This is a genomic window from Ruegeria sp. YKSF131 (assembly GCF_059612645.1).
The window spans coordinates 1-19,713 of sequence record NZ_JBXWQZ010000072.1 but is presented as its reverse complement, the minus strand read 5'-3'; the positions used below and the strand labels follow the sequence as shown (position 1 = coordinate 19,713).

Genomic DNA, 19,713 nt, shown 5'->3' with positions numbered 1-19,713 from the left:
GACGATGCATCACAAACCATCATGCATAATATGAGGCGCCTAGAAATTGTAACCCCCTCGGCCCCTGTGTTTATGATCCCACATGGATACAATCGGCAAGAAAGGATTGGATTGTTCAGCGCTACCTTTTTAAGGTTTGAGAGTGAACCTCCGCCCAAGCGTCAGGAAGACCGAGTTAGAGGTCGCCTTAAATCCGTTCTGGTCATCCATTTCGTATTGATAACCGATGTTCATCGCCCAGTCCTTTGTGATCGCGCGGGTATAGGAGGCATCGAAAGTACCGCGCTGACGCGGGTTGGACGGGCCCGGGCCTTCGCTTTCCTGATCGATGAAATTGACGCTGAAAGACAGACCGGATACCGGGTTGATAAAGTAATCATAGGCTAGAAAAGCCACGGTTTCGCGGGTTTCGTTGCTTTGTGTACTGGTACCGACCCGGCGCTGGATTTTTGCAGAGATTTGAGAGCTGGCCAGTTGATAGCTATAGTCGATCTGGCCAATTGGTGTAACTTCGTCAAAGGGCCCTCTGGTAAATCCGGCATTGAAGCTGAACAACCCGCCAGCCCATTGAAAGCTTCGACCAAAGGTGGCGTTGGATCTTGTACCATTCACGCCGAATGTCTGGTCGAGAAAAATATTGGCCGTGCCGTTCGACAGATTTTTGTTCCAGGAAAAGTCCCAGACAAAATTTTCCGTAACGTTATTGGTATTGGTCGTGCGTAGAGTGTTATCGACCTGGGTGTAGCCAATATTCGCACTGACAGTGGTAACTGGGGATATGTCATATGTTGCACCAGTTGACACTGTCGTCGTCTTCCGGTCGGTGCCTACAGCATCGTCTGCATTGAAGTCTATGTAACTAACGCGCACGTTTCCCTGTAGAATCGGAGAGATTCTAAGTATTGCGGTTGCTGCATAGTCATCCGATCTATTGTCGAACAGGTTCGGGTTAATTGTGTTCGTATAGCTGCGTTCGCGGTGGCTGTAGCTGAACCGGAACCCCAAAGGATCATTCAAACCAGTTTGCCAGTCCAGGTTCCCACGTGTATTGACCTGGTCGCCCACGGTGCCGATGACATCAGAGGCATCGATGACACCATCCAGATTTATGTCGGTTAGTGACCGGTTGAAGGCCAAATCTCTCTCACGGTATTCGGCAAGCAATCGAAACTGGCTGTTAGCGTTGTCTCGTTGATATGTCAGCTGAGTGAACGGGTCCGAAAAGCTGGATTCTGTTCCAATGATTGGTTCGTTGGCGATCCGATACAGCCCCGACAGGTCGAAGGTCAGAGTAGATCCCGGTGTCTGGTTGACGAGGCCCAAGGCCAGTGTGTTCTCCCACCAAGTGGTCGATCCGAGGGAAGGGTCCGTTAGCCGGAGATTGTCATCATGCCGGAGTGATGACAGATAATCCAACGTTATGTTCAGCCCGGTTCCGGTGCCGCCGGTTTGCCGGGCGGCGGGCGGCAGGCCAACCCTGCGCGCAGGGTTTCGTTGAGCCTGTTGAGAGATGAGTTGTAAGCTGGGGGCGCGTTGTGTGGCCGTCGATGGCGCAGCCGTTTGCTGTACAGTTGTTTGTTGCGTCAGGTTCTGCTGTCCAACCGCAGGCGTCAGCGAAAAGAATAAAGCTACCCCGCCCCCCAGCGTGGTGGATAGTTTATTTTTGGATTTTCCCACCTGTATAAGCCCCTATTCGAACAAACGGCGTGCGGGCACCACAACAACGTCTCCGGTCTTAAGAACTGTATTGCCTTTGATGCCACTGCCCGAGCCATCGTAGTTATATTTATATTTGTTTACCGCGCCTGCTTTACTGTCAGCCCGGCGCAATTCGATGCGCTTGCGAGCCGCGAAATTGGTCAGGCCGCCAGCCTGGGCCAAAACCTGAAGAATAGTTGTTCCCTCGGTTGCAAGATATTTTCCGGGTGCGTTGACTTCACCCATGATAAAGACATCAATTGTCGGTCCGGTTGGAGTGAGAGATCCGGGAAACGCAGGAGGTGCGACCCTTGCAATCGATGTAAATACGGTCGGCGGTGCATTGAAATTTGGTGCCAGCGCCGATGCCAGGGATGAACTTAATCCATTAGTTGATAGTCCTCCTGCCCGAATTGATCCGGCAAGGGGAAAGGTGATGGAGCCGTCTGGCAAAACCAGAACGGTTCGGTTCAGGGAGGGGTCTTCCAATACCTCGATCTGAAGAGCATCACCCGGCTGGATCTGATAGGATTGCGCCCAAGCCCCGCTTGCCACGACCATAGTCATGACAAACGCAATCAATGAAGCGATTACTGTCCGCATGTTCAAATCTCTCATATTTTTCCCCTTTATGCCAACTCATTGGTAACGAAACAATCTGCAGCGTTTCATACGGATGCGAGATGCGGCAGATTTGCAGCGGATTCCGCTTTGGAAACACTATTGCCCCAGCTTGTCCGCGGAACTGACCTGTTCGATCTCTTCTTCCAGCGAAGGTGAAATGTTCAGGGGAACTCCCGTCGCCCGTGCTGCACGATACGCGCGCAGGGCGTCCTCTCGACGGTCGACAGCGGCATAGGCTTTGCCCAGATGATATAGAACTGTGGGGTGATCGGGGAATGCGCGCGCTGCGAGTTCAAGATAGCTGACGGCCTCGTCATAATTGCCCATTCTGTAAGAAACCCAGCCATAGGTTTCCTGAAAGACAGGCACGCGGGTGCCGCGGAGTCGCCTTGCCAAAACGCTGGCGCGTTGCAGGCTTTCGTCATCGCTGCGATGGGTTGTCAACAGGCTGGCCAGGTTGTTGGCCACAACCAAGGATCGGTTGCTGAGCGGGTAAAGTTTTTCATAGACCGAGATCGCCTGATCCAGCTCTCCGGAGCGTTCGTGATCTGCCGCCTGCAGCATGAGAAGCTCGGGGTTCTCGGGCAATCTGGTCAGGGCATCTGTCAGAATGCTTTTGGCCAGTTCAACCTCGTTGCGTTCAACGATCAGTGCGTGCAGTGATAACCAGGCCCGCGTTGTATCCGGATAGTCCTCGAGGATCGCGCGATAGAGTTGCTCAGCCTCGCCGCGTTTGCCTTCGCCCGTCAAGGCGTGGGCCTTGACCAATCGCACCGGCAGAGAATCCGGATCTTCTGCGAGCAGTTCGTCAAGGCGAGCAAAGGCGGCAGTGGCCTGCCCCTGTGCCAGCAACGAGCGAATAAGTGCGATATCGGCTGGCAGGCCAAATTCGGGATCATCTGTTAACTCGTTCAGGAAGGCAGTCAGTTCCTCCGTGCGCGCCTGGGCTGCAAGCATGTGGGCTTTGAGTTCATTTGCGAGGCGCCGTGCCTCGGGGGTGTTCAGGTCCTTGACAGAGCGCAGGACAACCTCCAGCCGCGCCCAGTCTTTCATACCCAGATAAACTTCACCCAAAAGGAACAGAAGATCGGGTTCTTCGGGTGTCTGCTGTAGAGATGCGATCAGGATGCGCTCGGCAATTTCCGGGTCATTTTCTTCTATTAAGAACTGAGCGTAGCGCAGTGTTTCCTCCGGCGCATTTCGCGATACTTCCGTCGCCAGGGCCAGCATTTCCCCCATCAGCTCCCTGTCCCCATTGCGTTCATGAGCCTGCGCCATAAGGGTCATCAATTGCGGGTCGCGGGGATCTTGGCGAAGTGCTTCGCGCAATTGAACAATGGCATCACCGATATTGTCTTCTTCAATCAACCATGATGCCTTGAACTTGAGCGCCTCAACTTGGGTGGGATCTTCTGAAAGCACGTTTTCAATCAAGGTTCTTGCTGCGCCGGGGTCGTCAGTTTGGAATAGCATTCTTGCAAATTCCACCTCGTTTTCCCTTGTCTGAATGGTGCGTTGCGCGCCTTCAAGCAATGCGTGCATCTCGGCAATTGCGGTCTGTTTGTCGCCAGAACGGAATTTCAATGCGGCGCGTATCGTTTTGAAGCGTGCGGTATTGGGTCCGTTATGCGTGATGATCGTATCCAATTCGGTAATCGCGGCCGATATACTGCGATTTTCGTTCAAAAACGCGACCAGACGCTGGGCTGGCATGTAATCTGTGTCTTTTGGGTCCACCTCTGAGCGCAGCATCTGCTCTGCGGCATCCAGATTGCCCTGGTCGATAAAATGCTGGACGAGTAACTGTTCGACGCCTTCATCGTCAGGGAACACAAATGCCATTTGTCTGAGCAGCGTTTCGATTTCAGTGGGCTTGTCCAGTTCCCGCAGCGCGCGGAGGCGAATCCCGTAAAGGTTTTCCTCCTTTGGATTGATATCAAGTCCCGCACTGGTCTCGTTCAAGACGCCGGTCCAGTCCTGGTCGCGGACCAGATGGTCAATCACGATCTGCCGCGCAGTCATCAGATCGGGGTGTTTCTCGATCATCTTGAGGGCGGTGTGGACAGTGAAATCCACGCCTGCGGCATCGCCATTTCTGACCGCGTCGGTATAAGTCAGCGTGTTGTTGATGGATTTGATTTCGATATCGTTCGGGGCCAGTGCTGCGGCAGCGCCGCCGTAACGTCTGACATCATCCCAGTTGCCAATTTCCAGTGCCATCTCGGCAAGGCTGCGCTGTCCTTCGAGGTTGTCCGGATATTGCTCTACCAGTCTCAGATACTGGCTGTAGGCACCACGGATATTGCCCCGCTCGCGCTCCAGCCTGGCAAAGGTCAGGCGGGCCTCTTTGTGTTTCCCATTCAGTTTGAAGACGTTTTTGAATTCGACCAATGCGCGCTCGACGTCACCGGCTTCCAGATGAGCCAGTCCGGCCTGGAAATGCGCCTCCGCGCGTTCTTCGGCCGAGTCGCACGCGCTCAATAGCAGGGCTGCGGCCAAAAGGGCGCTGGCCAGCAATTTGTTGATAGAGGTTCCGGCTCTGCTCAATGCTGCACTCCCGCAAAAGTTACGAAATCGCACGCAGCCGACAGTTTTACCCGGCCACGCGTTCCGGGTTTAACACCCGGTGCCGCGCAGGACGACAGAGATAGTCCGGATCAGGATTGACACATCTGTACCGAACGACATGCTTTTCCAGTAGTTTGTGTCGTGATAAGCGCGTTCGGCAAATGAAGACTGGTTGCGCTTGGACACTTGCCAAAACCCGGAAATACCAGGGCGCATCGCGTTGTAGAATTTGCCGGGATACAGTTCCTGTTGGTTCACCATCATCGGGCGAGGTCCGACCAGGGACATTTCACCCACAAAAACGTTCCAGAATTGCGGCAATTCATCCATTGAGGATTTGCGCAGGAATGTGCCAAATTTAATGATGCGTGGATCGTTGCGAAGCTTCTGGTTGCGATTCCACTCTTCCCGGGCTTCGGGGTCGGCTGCCAGATGTTCTTTCAGCACGGCCTCAGCGTCATGCACCATGGTGCGCAGTTTGAGCAGCTTGAAAACCTTGCCGTTCTTGCCAACCCGCTCCTGCCGGTAAAACGGTGTTACGCCCTGACTGGCCAGAAATACGGCCAGAAGCACAACCATCGGAACGACGAACGGCGCTGCAAGCAGTGTAAACGCAATATCACAGATGCGTTTTCCCACACCTCTGTAGAACCCCGGGTACTGAACTGAGGTCGGCATAACAGAGATGCTAGAGTAGCCCGCGCCAGCGTTGGCCACTTCTTTTGAATGACTTGTCACTATTTAAACCCCCAACACACACAAATACTCACGAACCACTTGCCAAACTCAGGAACAGAACACGCTCGACCTCAACTACATATACTTAAAATCTTATATTTTATACCACTTCGACCCTGCGCTTGCACATTCGCGAGGCCACTTTCCCGTAACCAAGTGTTAACAAATTCAGCTTGGCTTGCAAAACAATAATACTGGCAAGGACACCTCAGAACGACCTAGTACGAGTGTTTTCCAACAGGATCGTGAAACTTTGCTCAACGGATCTGTTGAAAGTTCAAGAGTTTCTGTTTCCCCCTTGGGCACAATGGATTAAATTTTGTGCTTTTGGAGCCAACTTTGACCTCCCGGAGGCCTTTTTGACTCGTGTTCAAGCCAGATTGCCAAGGCGCCATCGACGGGCTTTTTTCAAAGGCGTAGATGGAAACAATTGCGAGAAATGTTTCTGATTGAAGGGGGCGACAGGTCAATTCATCGCGTGTGCAGTTTAGTGGTGCCTGCTATCTTGATTTTGTGGCAAAGTAGTACCCAAGTACTTTTTGTTTATGTGACGTGTTCTTTATGTAAGGGATTTCTGGTGGTTCAGAGTTTAAGTTTGGATAATCTCCAGGGGGCCGGTACGAGGTTTGACAAGGCGGAAGGCAGCCGAGGTGCAATGGCGTCCAGTGACGGGTTTTATCTAGACTATTTCGGGCTCGATCGGCGGCCCTTCACACTGCTTCCGGACCCCGGATTCATGTACTGGTCACCGCTGCACAAGCGCGGTTATTCTGTCTTGCAATTCGGTATTATGAGCTGTGCACCCATTACAGTGCTGACAGGCGAGATCGGGGCAGGGAAAACAACCCTGGTGCAGCATCTTCTGAGTGAAATGGAAGAGTCGATCACCGTTGGGCTGATCTCGAATGCGCAAGGTGGCCGCGGAGAGCTGCTGCAATGGGTTCTGCATGCGTTGGGCCTGCCAATTAACAACGACGCCCCCTATGTTCAGCTGTTCCGGGATCTGCAGGATTTTCTGGTCGCGGAATATGCCGAAGGGCGGCGGGTGGTCCTGATCTTTGACGAAGCGCAGAACCTGACAGTCGAAGGTCTGGAAGAAATCCGCATGCTGACCAATATCAACTCGAACACGGACGAACTGATCCAGCTTGTTCTGGTTGGCCAACCTGAGTTGCGCGACATGGTTCTGGACCCCAAGATGCGCCAGCTGACGCAGCGCGTGGCCGCAAGTTTTCATCTGGAACGGATGGATGAGTCGTCCGTCGAAGCCTATATCAGGCACAGAATGAAAACGGCCGGCGGGTCCGGCGGCGAGTTTACAGAAGACGCCTGCAAGGTGATTTTTCAGCAGACCCGCGGTGTGCCACGCCTGGTCAATCAGTTCTGCGACTTTGCCCTGCTTTATGCCTGGACAAATGAAGCGGATAAGGTCGACGAGGCCATTGTCAATCAGGTGGTCGATGATGGCGTATTCTTTGGCGGAAACTCACTTGAGAAGGAGCTGACGGTCTAAGATGGGTCCTGCACGCTACTATTTCTCCATTTTCCTGAGGCGGTTTCCGTATTTCCTCATTGTGGCGACGATTGTCTCTGTGATTTCGGTCACCGTGGCAATGACCTTGCCGCCAACCTATTCTTCCACAATTCGTCTGATTGTTGAATCGCCGCAGATTCCCGGAAATCTGGCGGCCAGTACGGTTACGACGTCTCCGTTTGAACAGCTCCAGATTGTTGAACAACGCTTACTCACGCGACCGGTTCTTCTTGATATTTCGCGCAAATATAAGGTGTTGCCGAACCAGGATGAGGCTACTCCGGATGAGATACTTCATGAGCTGCGCTCAAATACCCGGGTTCGAATTTCTTCCGGTCGCAATCAGGCAAACCTGATGTCGATTACGTTCGACGGTAGAAGCGGGCCAATCGTAGCCGGCGTGTTGAACGAATATCTAACTGAAATTCAAAAGCTTGATGTCGAGTATCGTAAAGAACGAGCATCTGACACCCTTGCGTTCTTTGAGCAGGAAGTCGAGCGCCTTGGTGCCGAGCTCGACCGGGCCGACGCGAGGGTTCTTGAGTTTCAGAGCGAGAACGCTGGCGCCCTGCCGGCCAGCCTGCAGTTTCGCATGGCGCGGCAAGGGACATTGCAAGCCAGTCTTCAGCAGACCGATCAGCAGATTTTTACCCTGCAGAAGCAGCGAGAGAAACTGCTGGAAATCTACAGCACGACAGGTCAGATCACGACTGTTGGACAGCAGCCGCAGACACAGGCCCAGCAACAGCTAACCCAATTGCGTAACCAGCTTGACAACCAGCTGGGGATTTATTCCGAAAGCAGCCCGCAGATTAAGATTTTACGTGCCCGGATCAACCGTTTGGAGGAAGTTGTCGCAGCTGAACAGAGTACAAGCGCAGCTACGACAGCCACACAAACGGGAAACTCGTCACTTGATCTGCAACTAGCTCAGTTGGATTCACAAATCGCCGCACTTGAAGATCAGCGAACTGTCACTGAGGAAAGCCTTGAAAAGGTAACCCAGTCAATTGAACTGACTCCTGCAAATTCGATTACGCTGGCAGAATTGCAGCGCGACCAAAGTAATATCCAGGCGCAATATAATACAGCCGTTTCCCGTTTGGCCTCGGCTTCAACTGGTGAGCGGATCGAAGTTACGTCTCAGGGGCAGCGTATTTCGGTAATTGAACATCCTTCTGTCCCCAGCACACCGACCAAGCCCAACCGTCTGTTAATTGCAGGCGGGGGAATAGGGACTGGTATCGCCTTGGGTTTGGCTTTGATCTTTTTGCTTGAGGTGTTGAAGCGGGCCCCGCGCCGACCTGAGGATCTGATCAAGAAGCTGGACGTGTGGCCCATCGCGACCATCCCATATGTACGATCTCGGGGTGAGGTGATGAAGCAGCGCCTTATCTGGGTTGTAGCCATTCTGGTGATTATGGTTGGTGTGCCTGCAGGCGTTTGGGCTGTGCATACCTATTATCTGCCACTGGATTTGTTCGCTGAAAAAGTGATCGACAAGCTTGGGGTGTTCTAGTGATTTCTGTTCTGATTGAATCAAGGAGGGTGTAATGGACCGTCTTCAGCAGGCGATTCAGAAGGCCCGCAGGGCACGAGATAGCCGTCAACAGCCTCAACCACTGCAGCCAGTAACTGAAGAACAGCTGCATGTTCCCCAGGAAAGCGCGGATGAGGACATCTGGCTGACTGTACCCGAGATCGTGATCGACCCAGGGCTCATCTCCCGCAAGCGTCTGATGTCTTTTAACGGTGGTGCTGATGCAACGCCTTATGACATGTTGCGGACCAAGATGTTGCAGCAGACCTTGTCCAAAGGCTGGCGGAGAGTGGCGCTTACCTCTCCCTATAGCGGGTGCGGTAAAAGTACGGCAGCTGCAAATCTGGCATTCAGCCTGAGCAGACAGGAGGACTTGCGCACGATTGTGATCGATTTCGACATGCGGCGCAGGGGATTGGCAGAGATACTGAAGCAAACCGGAAATTACAGTATGGCCGATGTCATCCAGGGAAAAGTGCCGTTTCACGAGCACGCACTGCGCCACGGTAACAACGTGATTTTCGGGTTGAACTTCTCTTCAACACGCAACCCTGCAGAAATTCTGCAAAGCCGGCGGACAATCGAATTTCTGGAGCAGCTCGAAGCGGAATACAAACCCGATGTCATTCTGTTTGACACGCCGCCACTGATGGCCAGCGACGACAGCCATGGTTTCCTTAAGAATGTCGACTGCGCTTTGCTTTTGGCAGCAGCGGAAGAAACAAGCATTGATCATATCGACATCGCCGAGCGGCAATTGGCAGAACTCACGAATGTCATGGGAATTGTTTTGAACAAATGCCGGTATATCAGTGGGGCCTTCGGGAATGAGTACGGCACGTACTGAAGAAGCTCCGGTCGATGCGGTAATCATACCTCATTATAACGACCTTCCAAGGCTGGAACGATGCCTGCACGCACTCAGGAAAAATGACCTGGGTGGAACCGAAGTCGTTGTTGTAGACAACAACTCTCCGATTTCGCTGGATGGCATCCGGCAGGCCTTCCCCGAGGTGCGCTTTCTTGTGGAGCCGCAAAAGGGAGCAGCCCATGCGCGCAATCGTGGCGTAGCGGAAACGACGGCGCCACGTTTGTTTTTTATCGATGCGGATTGTGTTCCTGCGCCGGATTGGCTGACGGTCGGACGCCAGATCGCAGATTTGGCAGATTTGATCGGAGGCCGGGTTGACGTGTTTGATGAAACCCCGTCACCCCGCAGCGGGGCCGAGGCATTTGAGGCTGTATTTGCCTTTAATTTCCGCCGGTACATCGAAGTTCAGGGATGTTCCGGGGCAGGCAACCTGCTGACTCGACGGGATGTATTCGACAAGATCGGTGGGTTCATCAATGGCGTATCCGAGGATCGGGAATGGACCATGCGCGCCGTTGCCCGGGGCTATAGTCTGATTTACCGGGACGAGTTTTGCGTCAGCCATCCATCCCGGCAGGACTGGCCGGCCCTGAAGGCTAAATGGCGACGGACGACGCAAGAGGGATATCAGTTGAACGGAACAAATGCTGCATCGCGTTTGCGGTGGGCTATTCGTGCATTGGCCATGCCAGCAAGCGCAGTCGTACACACCCCGAAAGTTGTATCCAGTAACAAATTGGCCTCAACCGGTGAGGTCTTGCGTGCAATCACCACCTTGTTCCGGCTCAGATGTCAGAGGATGGTCTGGATGCTGCGCCAGGCATCGGGCGGTAATATCTGATCAAGCCAATTGAAAAGGGACCGCAAAGCGGCCCCTGGTCATGTAGGTCAGATTTGTGTGTTTTGCTCAGGCAGCCTTGCGGCGACGGGTCAGGGCCAGACCGCCAAGTGCAGTAAGAAGCAGAAGACCACCGGCCGGCAGCGGAACTGCAGCCACATCAAAGTCAAAGGACACGTTTGGTGCAGAAGAAGCCCAGCTAAACACGAGGTTCTGGCTCAGGGTGTTTGGGGACAGGCTGCTGAAGATTGTGCTCAGTGTCGTTGTCACACCGCCCAGGACAGATGTCGAGGCCAATACATTGGAGGGGTTGTTTGCATCGACCCAGCTTACGGTCAGGCCCAGCGGGAAAGCGTTGGTCAGCAGACGAATGCCGATGGTTGCTTGCGCAGATGCGGACAGAGGATCAACCGGCGAAGTGAAATTGACAGAGTAGACACCCGGGCCGCCCGCAGCTGTGTCAACCGCGCCAAAAAACAGGTTATCGGATGTGATGTCATAACTGCCGCCGGCAGCTACCTGTGTCAGAGCGCTGGCCGAACTGCTCATAAAGACAGCGGCTACAAGCCCCACAAGCATCATTTTCAAATTTCTAAACATTAAAGGACCCACCTTTTATTTCCACCTAACAGAGTCCATGCATACCCCTAGCACGGCACCTACTGTTAAAGATTGATAAATCATTTCTGTTTGATTGCTAAGGTCTTTTTGAGAAATTATGTTTTTTTTGCGGCATTCGGGTGATCATGAGGGCATAATGTAGTCGCATGGATTGGTTTGTTTCTCTTTTGTGAACATGGGTGGTGTAATTGTTAAGAGAATCAGGGGCTCACGGAACGTCAGGCGCCAAGAGCTTCACTTCCGCTCCAACCCAAGCACTGCGCGTGCGTTCTGAACAACCTGCATCCTTTTTCCAAATCGTTCTTCACCTGCGTTGCTGAAGTGGTCACCATCCGACCAGAAAAGAACATCACAGGATAAGAAGTCTTCTGGGAAAGACAGTTTGAGCAAGTTGTGTTGTGACATGAATTCTACCGGTGATGCTGAAAGAGTTTCGGCGATCGTAGCTTCGAGTTTCAAAAAGACCTCTTCCGTTCCGGGGCGAAGCATATAAGGGTAATCACATCCCGCCTTCCGGATAAAGATCGGTTGAATATGTGGCTCGATCCGGGGGGATAGCCAGACTGTCGGAATATGGGATGCGATGCGTTCCAGATATTCCTTTACGGCCTGAACATAACCCATGTGGGGCTCGAAACGGGGTACGGGTTCATTTGGCGACAACCTTTCGAACATACGTCTTCCGCCTAAATCAAACCCGGCCCCGTGCAACAGATAAAACCCCGCCTGTTCATAGACTGCGAATTCAAAAACATCTGGGCGATCTTCAATGAACTGAGCAAGTTCCATGTAAGCACAACCAGGCAAAAGCGTATGTGGACGACACCCGCCTGAGACAACGCCGACTATGAAGGGCTCGTTGGCCTGTGATGTGGTTATAACCGCACCGTAAAGGTCAATCGCGTGGCTGTCGCCTAGAACGAGAACACCGGGACCATACTTCTGCGCACAGTCGGTGGCACGCTGACGAGCGGTCTCATCAAGCGTGCGGATGTCGAAGACGCAGTCGCCATTATCAAAGCGCGACAGTGCATTGGCGAGTTGTTCATTATACGCATGCTCTGTCAGGGTAAGCATACGTTTTTCCGCTTCAGACATGCGCGCCAGATAGGCGTTGCGCCAGCCTTTCGTCATCTGTCCCCAGCCGCCGAATGCCACAAACAACAATGAGACCGTGACTGCCAGGATGAAAACCGGCCGCCGGGCAATGGAATGCGGCCCCGAAGTGCGGCGGAACGGCGTTTCAACAAAGCGCCAGCTTAGATACGCGATCACGAATGTCAGAATGATCAGGCAGACGAGAACGGTTGGCGATGGGGCCCATGGCGTCCAGAGACGGGCGAAGGCAAAGAGCGGTTGATGCCAAAGATAAGCGCTGTAGCTGATAAGCCCGAGACCGACGAAGACGGGCTTGGCCAACAGTTTTCCCGTTGCTGTTGTCGGTCCGGCAAACAGGATTACAAAGACTGTGCCACCGACCGGAAGCAGGGCATAGACCGATGGGAATGGGGTCGTCTCACCAAAGGCAAAAATGGAGACCCCGATCATCACGACACCCAATGCGGCCAGCAAATCATGGGAGGTGGTGCCACGTCGCAGGATCATGGCGCAGAACGATCCGGCCAACAGCTCCCACGCACGCGTCGGCGCAAGAAAGAATGTGGCGCTTGGTGCATTTCGCGAACCCCATTCGCACAGCACAAGGCTGAGCAGGGCCAAAAGCACCAAGATGGGAACAAGCAGTTTTCTTCTATAGGTCCATAACAGCAGCAAAAGCAGCGGGAATACGATATAAAACTGCTCTTCTACCGCGAGACTCCAAGTGTGAAGAAGCGGTTTCTCTTCCGAGTCTAGATCGAAATAACCGCTCTCGACCCAAAACAATACGTTCGAAGCAAAAAGGCCGACGGCGGCGACGCTTTGCGCAAAATTCTTTGCTTCCGTCGGTGTCATCAGGAAAATCGCCACCGGTATGCAGGCGGCGACCATAACTGCCAGAGCGGGTAGAATGCGTCGGGCACGGCGTTCATAGAATTTCAGAAGAGAAAACGTACCAGCTTCGAGTTCCTTGAGAAGGATTGAGGTAATCAGATAACCCGAAATTACGAAAAAGACGTCGACGCCGACAAAACCGCCTTTGAAGAGTGAAAAGCCAGCGTGAAAAAACACAACTGGCACTACCGCGAGCGCACGTAATCCATCTACTTCGGGTCTGTATTTCATTTTTGAAAACTGGGAACTGATTACTGACGACGTGGGGTCCGGAGAATATAAAAACGGTAGATGAACGTGGCGTGGCTGAGGCCGTCATGCTCTGTTCATGTTCATGGCGCGCGCGCTGTTAGAGGCTGATGAGCGGATCTGCTGACACGTACATCATAAGGTTTGGCCGCTGTCCTGCCTGCATCACCGCAGCAATCGTCTTGCAAAAATAAAATTTGCGCCTGAGATCAGGCCTGATCGCACTGCATTCCGGACGGGAAACAATCCCGTCCAAAACGAACCACTGTCTGCAAGAAAGTTAGTGCATGGCGTCTGTAGGTGCCCCCTACCTGGAAAAAGATATGAAACCCGAAGCTTGTCATATTTCTCCTTCGACGCACCGGAAGTTTCGTGTAGCGTTGAGTTGTTATTGTACTGAGTACAGGCGCTTATTTTCGATCGGATTTTTTTGCAATTTGCCCGTTTGTTTGAAGTGCCTGCCTGTGAGCAGGGAGATAGTGCGAATTGATGCTGTGCCTGAGACGGCAGAAATTGCGGGAACCGCTGATGAATTCGTCCGGGGGTGTAACCAGCGCCATGAAATTGGGCGCTTTGGTCGAGAGATGCATCCGGGAAGTGGCTGAAGGCAACAACTGCCTGTTTCAGCCTGCTGCGATGGCGATGAAGGAGCTGTAGGACAGTGATGGCCGCGCAAACTGCATCGGGAGGATCACCCCGAAGGTTCAGAGGGGCTCTGCTGTTTGCAGCTACGGTGGTCATTTGCCTGGCGGTTTTGATTATCAATCGCGGCCCGCTCTATTACTTTGACACCGGGAGCTATTTTCGACAGGGCAATATAGCGCTCTCACTTATCCTGCCTGCACCAAAACCGGCCGGTGCTCAAAATGGGGCAAGTGGCAGCCAGGCTGAACAAAACGGTGAAGAGGATGAGGTCACCGGCGGATCACGCTCGATGGCTTATGCGCTGCTGGTTGCGACTTTCTGGCGGGGCGATGCGCTGGGGGCCGTTGCGGGGGTTCATCTGGCCGCATTGTTGTTCGCAGTCTGGCTGACGATGCGCCTGTTGCAGCGCAGCGCACAAACCGGGCGTAGCACGCTTCAACTGGTAACCATTCCTTTATTAGCGGGGGCAGTGACCGCGCTGCCCTTCTATATCGCCTATGTCATGCCGGATATTTTCACATCGGTGATGCTGATCCTGATTGCGGCGGTTGTTGCCGCAGGTCGTTACATGAACTTGATAGAATGGCTGGGCGCGCTGGCCTTGGCAGCGTTCGCGGTGGTCCTGCACCCCTCGCATCTGGGGATTGCCGTACTGATGGTGCCCTTTGTCGTGCTGGCTGCCTTACTGCGTCTTGGATATGGGCGATGGCTTGCGGCAGGGTTTGTCATATGCCTTGTTGCGCTGGCCATTGCCGAGCGCAAAGCATTTGAGTTCGCAACAGAAACCGTTGCGCGGAAAGAGGTAATCTATACACCCTATATCACGGCACGTCTGATCGTTGACGGCCCCGGCCTGGACTATCTGGATGATGTCTGTCCGCGCACCGATCTGGCAACCTGCGCCCTGCACGAGGCATTGTCCTGGTCCGATGACCCTTACCGATTGACCGCTACTCATATCATTTTCGAACAATCCGAAAAGCTGGGGTCTTTCCGGCTGATGCCGATTGAGGATCAGCGGGCCGTAGCAGCCGAACAGCGGGCCTTTTTCCTGCAGGTTCTGGCCGCCCGGCCGTTCGGGACGATATACGCACTTGGCAAAAATACGTTCACCCAGCTGGGAATGAACAGCATCGAGATGACCATCCCGAACGAGGCTGTCATCCGAAACGCAAAATCGCTTTCGGGACTGCCGGAGGCGCAGCTGGCGGTTCTGGACAAAATTGTCCTGACACGCGATCAGCCTTGGCTGGGTCCGGTCAATTCCATCCACGCGACAATCTATCTGATCTCGGCAATCATTGTGATCGGGTTGTTGCTATGGCCTGGACGAGTTGCCCCCCCGCTGAAACTGTTCGCACTGTTCATTCTGATCGGGATTGCAGTGAATGCGCTGGTCTGTGGCGGGGTCTCGCAACCCGCAGACCGATATGGTGCCCGTGTGATGTGGTTGTTGCCTTTCACGGCTGCCTTTCTTTTTCTTGTTCAGCGTTCGTCAGTGTCGCAAGGCGCGGCCGGAGAAACCTCGTGACTTCAGATCAAACCCTTTCCATCAGCGTCGTCATGCCCGCCTACAAGGCCGAGCATCTGCTGCCCCGTGTCCTGACACCCCTGATTGAAATGCTGAACACCGGCCAGGTGCAGCAGGTTCTGGTCGTCGATGACCAGTCCCCGGACGGGACTGCGGCCCTTGCCCGCGAAATGGGGGCCACGGTTCTGACCACGCCAGTCAATGGCGGACCGGGGGCTGCGCGCAACCTGGCCGCCGAACACGCCACCGGTGACATCCTGTGGTTCGTCGATTCCGACGTCATCGCCTGGCCCGATGGCCCGGAGCATATCCGCCGTGCCATGTCCGAGGATAATGTCGGCGCCGTGTTCGGATCCTATGACGACGCGCCGGATGGGCAATCGTGGTTTTCGCGTTACAAGAACCTTCTGCACCGCTATCACCATCAGCGCGCCCGGCGCGAGGCGTGCACCTTCTGGGCTGGGTGCGGCGCAATCCGGCGCGACGTGTTTCTTGAGGTTGGCGGGTTCGACGTGAAAACCTATGAGGTCCCCTCGATCGAGGATATCGAACTGGGCTATCGGATCGCGGGCACCGGTCGCCGCATCCTGGTCGAGCCGCTTTTGCAGGGCAAGCATCTGAAAGTCTGGACCATCCGCAACAGCCTGAGCACGGATATCTTCTGTCGCGCCCTGCCCTGGGCCCGGCTGATGATCTCGCGCGAGGGGCTGACGGATGACCTGAACACCTCGATGGCCGAGCGGGCACGGGCGGCAATCGCCGGGCTGTTGCTATTGTCGATATTGGCCCTGCCATTCTGGCCGGGGGCATGGCCCCTGCCCTTATTGCTGCTTGCAGCCGCCTTTGTCGCCAATTTTGATCTGGTGCGCGCTATGTCCGGGCATGGCGGACCGTGGTTCGCATTCAAATGCCTGCTCTATCACCAGGTCTATTATGTCTACTCGGCCACCATCTATGTCTGGTGCCTGTTCGAATATCACGTGCTGGGGCAGAAACAGAAACTCCATGTCACGCGGAACTGACTGTTCGCGTGACATGGCTGTGTGCCAGAGGCAGGTTCAGAACTGCTTTGCAGGTAATTGTTCGAACGGTAATTTCTCAACCTGATCGAAGCGCGGGTTGCTTTCATGCACATAGAACGTGTCGTAAAGCGAATTGCGCACGAAATGATAGCCATTGGCGAACAGTAACTCGTTGAGCTCCGGTGTCGGGCGTTCGATTGTCATGGCCAGGAAACGGTATTTGTCGAATGGGAAATTGCGCAGAATCCGCGTTTCCGACCCTTCGACATCCAGGCTGAAGTAATCGATATCCTTGGGCGCGTTATAGCGATCGAACACCTCATCCAGAGGTACGGCCTCAACCGTTACAACCTTGCCCTTTTCCCGGAACCGGGCCAGTTTCGAAGCGCGTCGCTCGGTCATGTTATCGGCCTCATCCACCAGCAGGCTGCTGCGCTGACCGTCAATCATGAACTCCAGCTTTCCCGGTTCGGGATCAACCGCCAGCGGAACCGGGGTGGCCGTGCGGTGATGCCAGTTTGTAATCCGATGGTAATTGACCGGGTTGGGTTCAATCAAAAGTCCGGTCCAGCCATAGTGTTTTTCCAGAGCGAACGTGTTTGAGTCTGAGAATCCATCGGCGGCACCAAGCTCGACAAAAAAACCATTGCGCTTGCCATTATAAACTTCGTTGATCACCCACATGTCCTGGCCCCTGTCAGAAACACGTTTGGGCAGGTAGCCGAGATTGTTCATGGCGAACCGGCGGCTGACATTCCGGGCGCTGATCACGCCGATATAGGCGAAATAGGCAGGCTTCTGGAGGACCGGGTAAGATTCAACCAGTTTTGCAAGATTTTGCTTCATAGAGTTCTCCATTTAACTGCCCGTTTTTCTTCGGGACAAATCTTATATTTCTCAATCGGTGGCTATCTTAGACCCGCTACTTTCGCGATGTCCCAAACCGGGTAGGGTGTCTCACGTGTGCCCTGTCCGAAGATGGTATCAAGTGGTACGCGATAGGCACGTGCAATACTGACCGGAACATCGGTGTTCCCGAGGTCATTTTCGTAAACCGTCTGATCGCGCGCCACCAAAACCCAACCCTCCAAAGCTTCGCCAATTACAGTTTCTCCATCCACCAGAGCTGCTGTTGCCGCGCGTATGAAATAATCTGCGGTCGCAGTGTCAGATGCAGGCATTCTGGCATGAACATAGACCGACAACTGGCCAGCCATATAGCGCTTTTCCAACTCGGCCTGTGTCCAGATGGGCGGGAATGCCCCGGCAATCAGTGCCGGAACAACACGTATCTCGTTCAGGTCAGGGAACGGGCTCTCATCAGTTTCGATAGAGATACGATAGCCAAGATCCCGGGTCTGGGTAAACGGGCGCAGAGTTTCCGGCCAGCTGATCCAGGCGCTGACCGCAAGCCCTGTCAGAGCACAAGCCAGTGCAGAGACCGGAGCAACCTGAACCGGCCGCAAACGCCAGAAGACAATCAGTGGTATGACTGCGGCGGGTGCAAAATGATGGGGCAGGATCCGATAGGCCTGAACATAGAAAAACAGAACATAGGCAATGACCGTCAGCGTCAGTGTTCTGGACAGCTTATCCTGCCAGGGCCAGGCCAGCAGTGCCAGGCCGGGCAGAATCCCGCAAGGGAGCAGCCAGAACAGGAACCGCCCGGTGTCGAAGATCGTCACGAAGCGCAGGCGGCGCAGAATACTGTCAGCCCCAAACTCATCGGACACGTCCATCAGCCCCCACCATGTCAGCATCATCTCAAACAGTGATGCCAGAACCAGGACACCAAGGGCGACCGTCCCTCCCGCAATCACCTGCCGGAACGGCAGTGGCCGGGTCAGAAGGAAGTGGGAAATCAGAAAAAACCCGATAAGAAGGGTGCCATTCGGTGCGGTTAGCAAAGCCAGTGTTGACACAAACGCCATCCCGGCGAACCTGCGTTCGCTGAAGAACAGGATATAGCCCAGCACCCCCAGCAGGATCATCGGCTCGCGCGCCATGGGCAGCGCAATGTCGGCGAAATACGGATTGTAGGATGGATTGAATGCCATCACGAAGGAAAACAGCAGCAGAGCAGTCCCAAGCCCGAAAACGGTTCGTGGGTCAGTATGTCCTTCGGGATCGCGTACAAAGGACAACATCACCCCAAAAAGGATCGAAACCCCTGGCAAATATGCAAGACGGATAGAGACTTCATAGGGCCCGAAAAACCGCATGAACCCGCTTTGCAGGAAGGTTTCCGTCATCATTTTCGGGGTCGGATACCCCCCGACTCCCCCTGCATCCGGTGGCCAGAACGGCAGGCCACCGGTCATGAATAACATCGCGTTCAGAAAGCTGTGCGCCCCGTCGTCATTCAGCGACTCCCAGTAGAATTTCGGAGCCAGCAAGACCAGAACAGCCAGCGGCAAGGCAATCATGCCGGCTATATCCCAACCCCTGCCCCGCAAGATCTCGGGGTTGGGTCGGGCTGCGATCAGGCCGATGCCGGGCAGGCAAAGCAAAACAAGCAATAGAATGAAGGCCGCCCCGGCCATGGGAACACCGCTGACGGCCTGTACCATTGCGGCGAGCGCAGGCACACCGAACAAGGACAATGTAAACCCCTTGAGCAGCCAGTGCTCAAATCGGTCCCCCTGCGCAGCAATTCCCAAAGCCATCAGCAACCCCGGTGCCACAAAAAGCGCCGAAGCAGACAGCGCGACCAGAGGAACCCAGACATAGGAAAACAGAACACCGCTGGCTGCGAAATAGGGCGATACCTCATCCAGCCGCACCGCATCAGCAGCAAGTGTTGCTGCGACGCCCTGACCGGCCAGTACAATGCCAGCCAACACAATGAGTGAAATAAAAAGGCGCAATACCATCACGTCTTATACAATCTCATCAAATACAGCAGTCGACGATTACCCAATGAAAGGCATACTGGATGTCAGCTGAAAGCATATGTCTTCAATCAACCAATCTACTGATAACATGTAACTCTCATCTGGTTGCGTGTTTTATGCCCAACGGATGGATTGCATGCGCAATGTGATATCAATACTGCAAGCATACCTACATTGGTGATTTCAGGGAAACAAATAGCCGTATAGGTATCTATTTCGGCGTTTCGATCCATCCAGGCAGTATGACCGACACTTTCGCCCCACCCAGAGCGGATGTCCCGATATGGACCATTCCTCCATAAAGCTCGGCTATATCCCGGACAATCAACAGGCCTAACCCGCGTTCAC

At 54.1% G+C, this 19,713-nt stretch carries 15 protein-coding genes; 7 read left to right on the top strand and 8 right to left on the bottom strand.

Annotated elements, in window-relative coordinates:
• Window positions 1–129: 129 nt before the first annotated feature.
• The 4 genes from AC2FLZ_RS19170 to AC2FLZ_RS19155 form a co-directional block, all read right to left on the bottom strand.
• Complete coding sequence (locus AC2FLZ_RS19170) at window positions 130–1,677, bottom strand: hypothetical protein (protein WP_496882615.1); 1,548 nt, start codon at window positions 1,675–1,677, stop codon at window positions 130–132.
• Window positions 1,678–1,689: 12 nt separating this feature from the next.
• Complete coding sequence (locus AC2FLZ_RS19165; protein WP_209599272.1) at window positions 1,690–2,316, bottom strand: polysaccharide biosynthesis/export family protein; 627 nt, start codon at window positions 2,314–2,316, stop codon at window positions 1,690–1,692.
• Between the two features lie 102 nt (window positions 2,317–2,418).
• Window positions 2,419–4,869: a tetratricopeptide repeat protein gene (locus AC2FLZ_RS19160; RefSeq protein ID WP_496882614.1), complete on the bottom strand. Its 2,451-nt coding sequence runs from the start codon at window positions 4,867–4,869 to the stop codon at window positions 2,419–2,421.
• A 69-nt stretch (window positions 4,870–4,938) separates the two neighbouring features.
• Window positions 4,939–5,568: a sugar transferase gene (locus tag AC2FLZ_RS19155; protein ID WP_496821557.1), complete on the bottom strand. Its 630-nt coding sequence runs from the start codon at window positions 5,566–5,568 to the stop codon at window positions 4,939–4,941.
• A gap of 850 nt (window positions 5,569–6,418) precedes the next feature.
• On the opposite strand from AC2FLZ_RS19155, the gene AC2FLZ_RS19150 reads away from it, so the two are divergent.
• Genes AC2FLZ_RS19150 through AC2FLZ_RS19135 form a run of 4 tightly spaced genes read left to right on the top strand, consistent with a single transcriptional unit; the run spans window position 6,419 to window position 10,414 of the window.
• The gene (locus AC2FLZ_RS19150) at window positions 6,419–7,141 is read left to right on the top strand and encodes an ExeA family protein (RefSeq protein WP_496842811.1); all 723 of its coding nucleotides are present in this window, start codon (window positions 6,419–6,421) and stop codon (window positions 7,139–7,141) included.
• Between the two features lies 1 nt (window position 7,142).
• Complete coding sequence (locus AC2FLZ_RS19145) at window positions 7,143–8,681, top strand: GumC family protein (protein ID WP_496882613.1); 1,539 nt, start codon at window positions 7,143–7,145, stop codon at window positions 8,679–8,681.
• A 34-nt stretch (window positions 8,682–8,715) separates the two neighbouring features.
• Complete coding sequence (locus tag AC2FLZ_RS19140; RefSeq protein ID WP_209507440.1) at window positions 8,716–9,549, top strand: CpsD/CapB family tyrosine-protein kinase; 834 nt, start codon at window positions 8,716–8,718, stop codon at window positions 9,547–9,549.
• Entirely contained in the window at window positions 9,530–10,414 is an 885-nt protein-coding gene (locus AC2FLZ_RS19135) for a glycosyltransferase family 2 protein (RefSeq protein WP_496754342.1), read from the top strand. The genes AC2FLZ_RS19140 and AC2FLZ_RS19135 overlap by 20 nt, the downstream gene beginning before the upstream one ends.
• Before the next feature lie 66 nt (window positions 10,415–10,480).
• On the opposite strand, the gene AC2FLZ_RS19130 is transcribed toward AC2FLZ_RS19135, so the two are convergent.
• Both AC2FLZ_RS19130 and AC2FLZ_RS19125 read right to left on the bottom strand, forming a co-directional pair.
• The gene (locus tag AC2FLZ_RS19130) at window positions 10,481–11,011 is read right to left on the bottom strand and encodes a VPLPA-CTERM sorting domain-containing protein (protein WP_496813355.1); all 531 of its coding nucleotides are present in this window, start codon (window positions 11,009–11,011) and stop codon (window positions 10,481–10,483) included.
• Window positions 11,012–11,266: 255 nt separating this feature from the next.
• Entirely contained in the window at window positions 11,267–13,255 is a 1,989-nt protein-coding gene (locus tag AC2FLZ_RS19125; protein WP_496882612.1) for an acyltransferase family protein, read from the bottom strand.
• A gap of 546 nt (window positions 13,256–13,801) precedes the next feature.
• On the opposite strand from AC2FLZ_RS19125, the gene AC2FLZ_RS19120 reads away from it, so the two are divergent.
• The 3 genes from AC2FLZ_RS19120 (at window position 13,802) to AC2FLZ_RS19110 (ending at window position 16,471) form a co-directional block, all read left to right on the top strand.
• On the top strand, window positions 13,802–13,930 hold the full coding sequence (locus tag AC2FLZ_RS19120; protein ID WP_480555458.1) for a hypothetical protein: 129 nt from the start codon (window positions 13,802–13,804) through the stop codon (window positions 13,928–13,930).
• 97 nt (window positions 13,931–14,027) lie between these two features.
• Window positions 14,028–15,449, top strand: coding sequence for a hypothetical protein (locus AC2FLZ_RS19115; protein ID WP_496882611.1), 1,422 nt, complete (start codon window positions 14,028–14,030; stop codon window positions 15,447–15,449).
• On the top strand, window positions 15,446–16,471 hold the full coding sequence (locus tag AC2FLZ_RS19110; RefSeq protein ID WP_480555456.1) for a glycosyltransferase family 2 protein: 1,026 nt from the start codon (window positions 15,446–15,448) through the stop codon (window positions 16,469–16,471). Before AC2FLZ_RS19115 ends, AC2FLZ_RS19110 begins: the two co-directional genes overlap by 4 nt.
• Before the next feature lie 36 nt (window positions 16,472–16,507).
• On the opposite strand, the gene AC2FLZ_RS19105 is transcribed toward AC2FLZ_RS19110, so the two are convergent.
• Entirely contained in the window at window positions 16,508–17,317 is an 810-nt protein-coding gene (locus tag AC2FLZ_RS19105; protein WP_496821560.1) for an FkbM family methyltransferase, read from the bottom strand.
• 62 nt (window positions 17,318–17,379) lie between these two features.
• The gene (locus tag AC2FLZ_RS19100; protein ID WP_496821562.1) at window positions 17,380–19,344 is read right to left on the bottom strand and encodes a hypothetical protein; all 1,965 of its coding nucleotides are present in this window, start codon (window positions 19,342–19,344) and stop codon (window positions 17,380–17,382) included.
• Window positions 19,345–19,713: the final 369 nt, after the last annotated feature.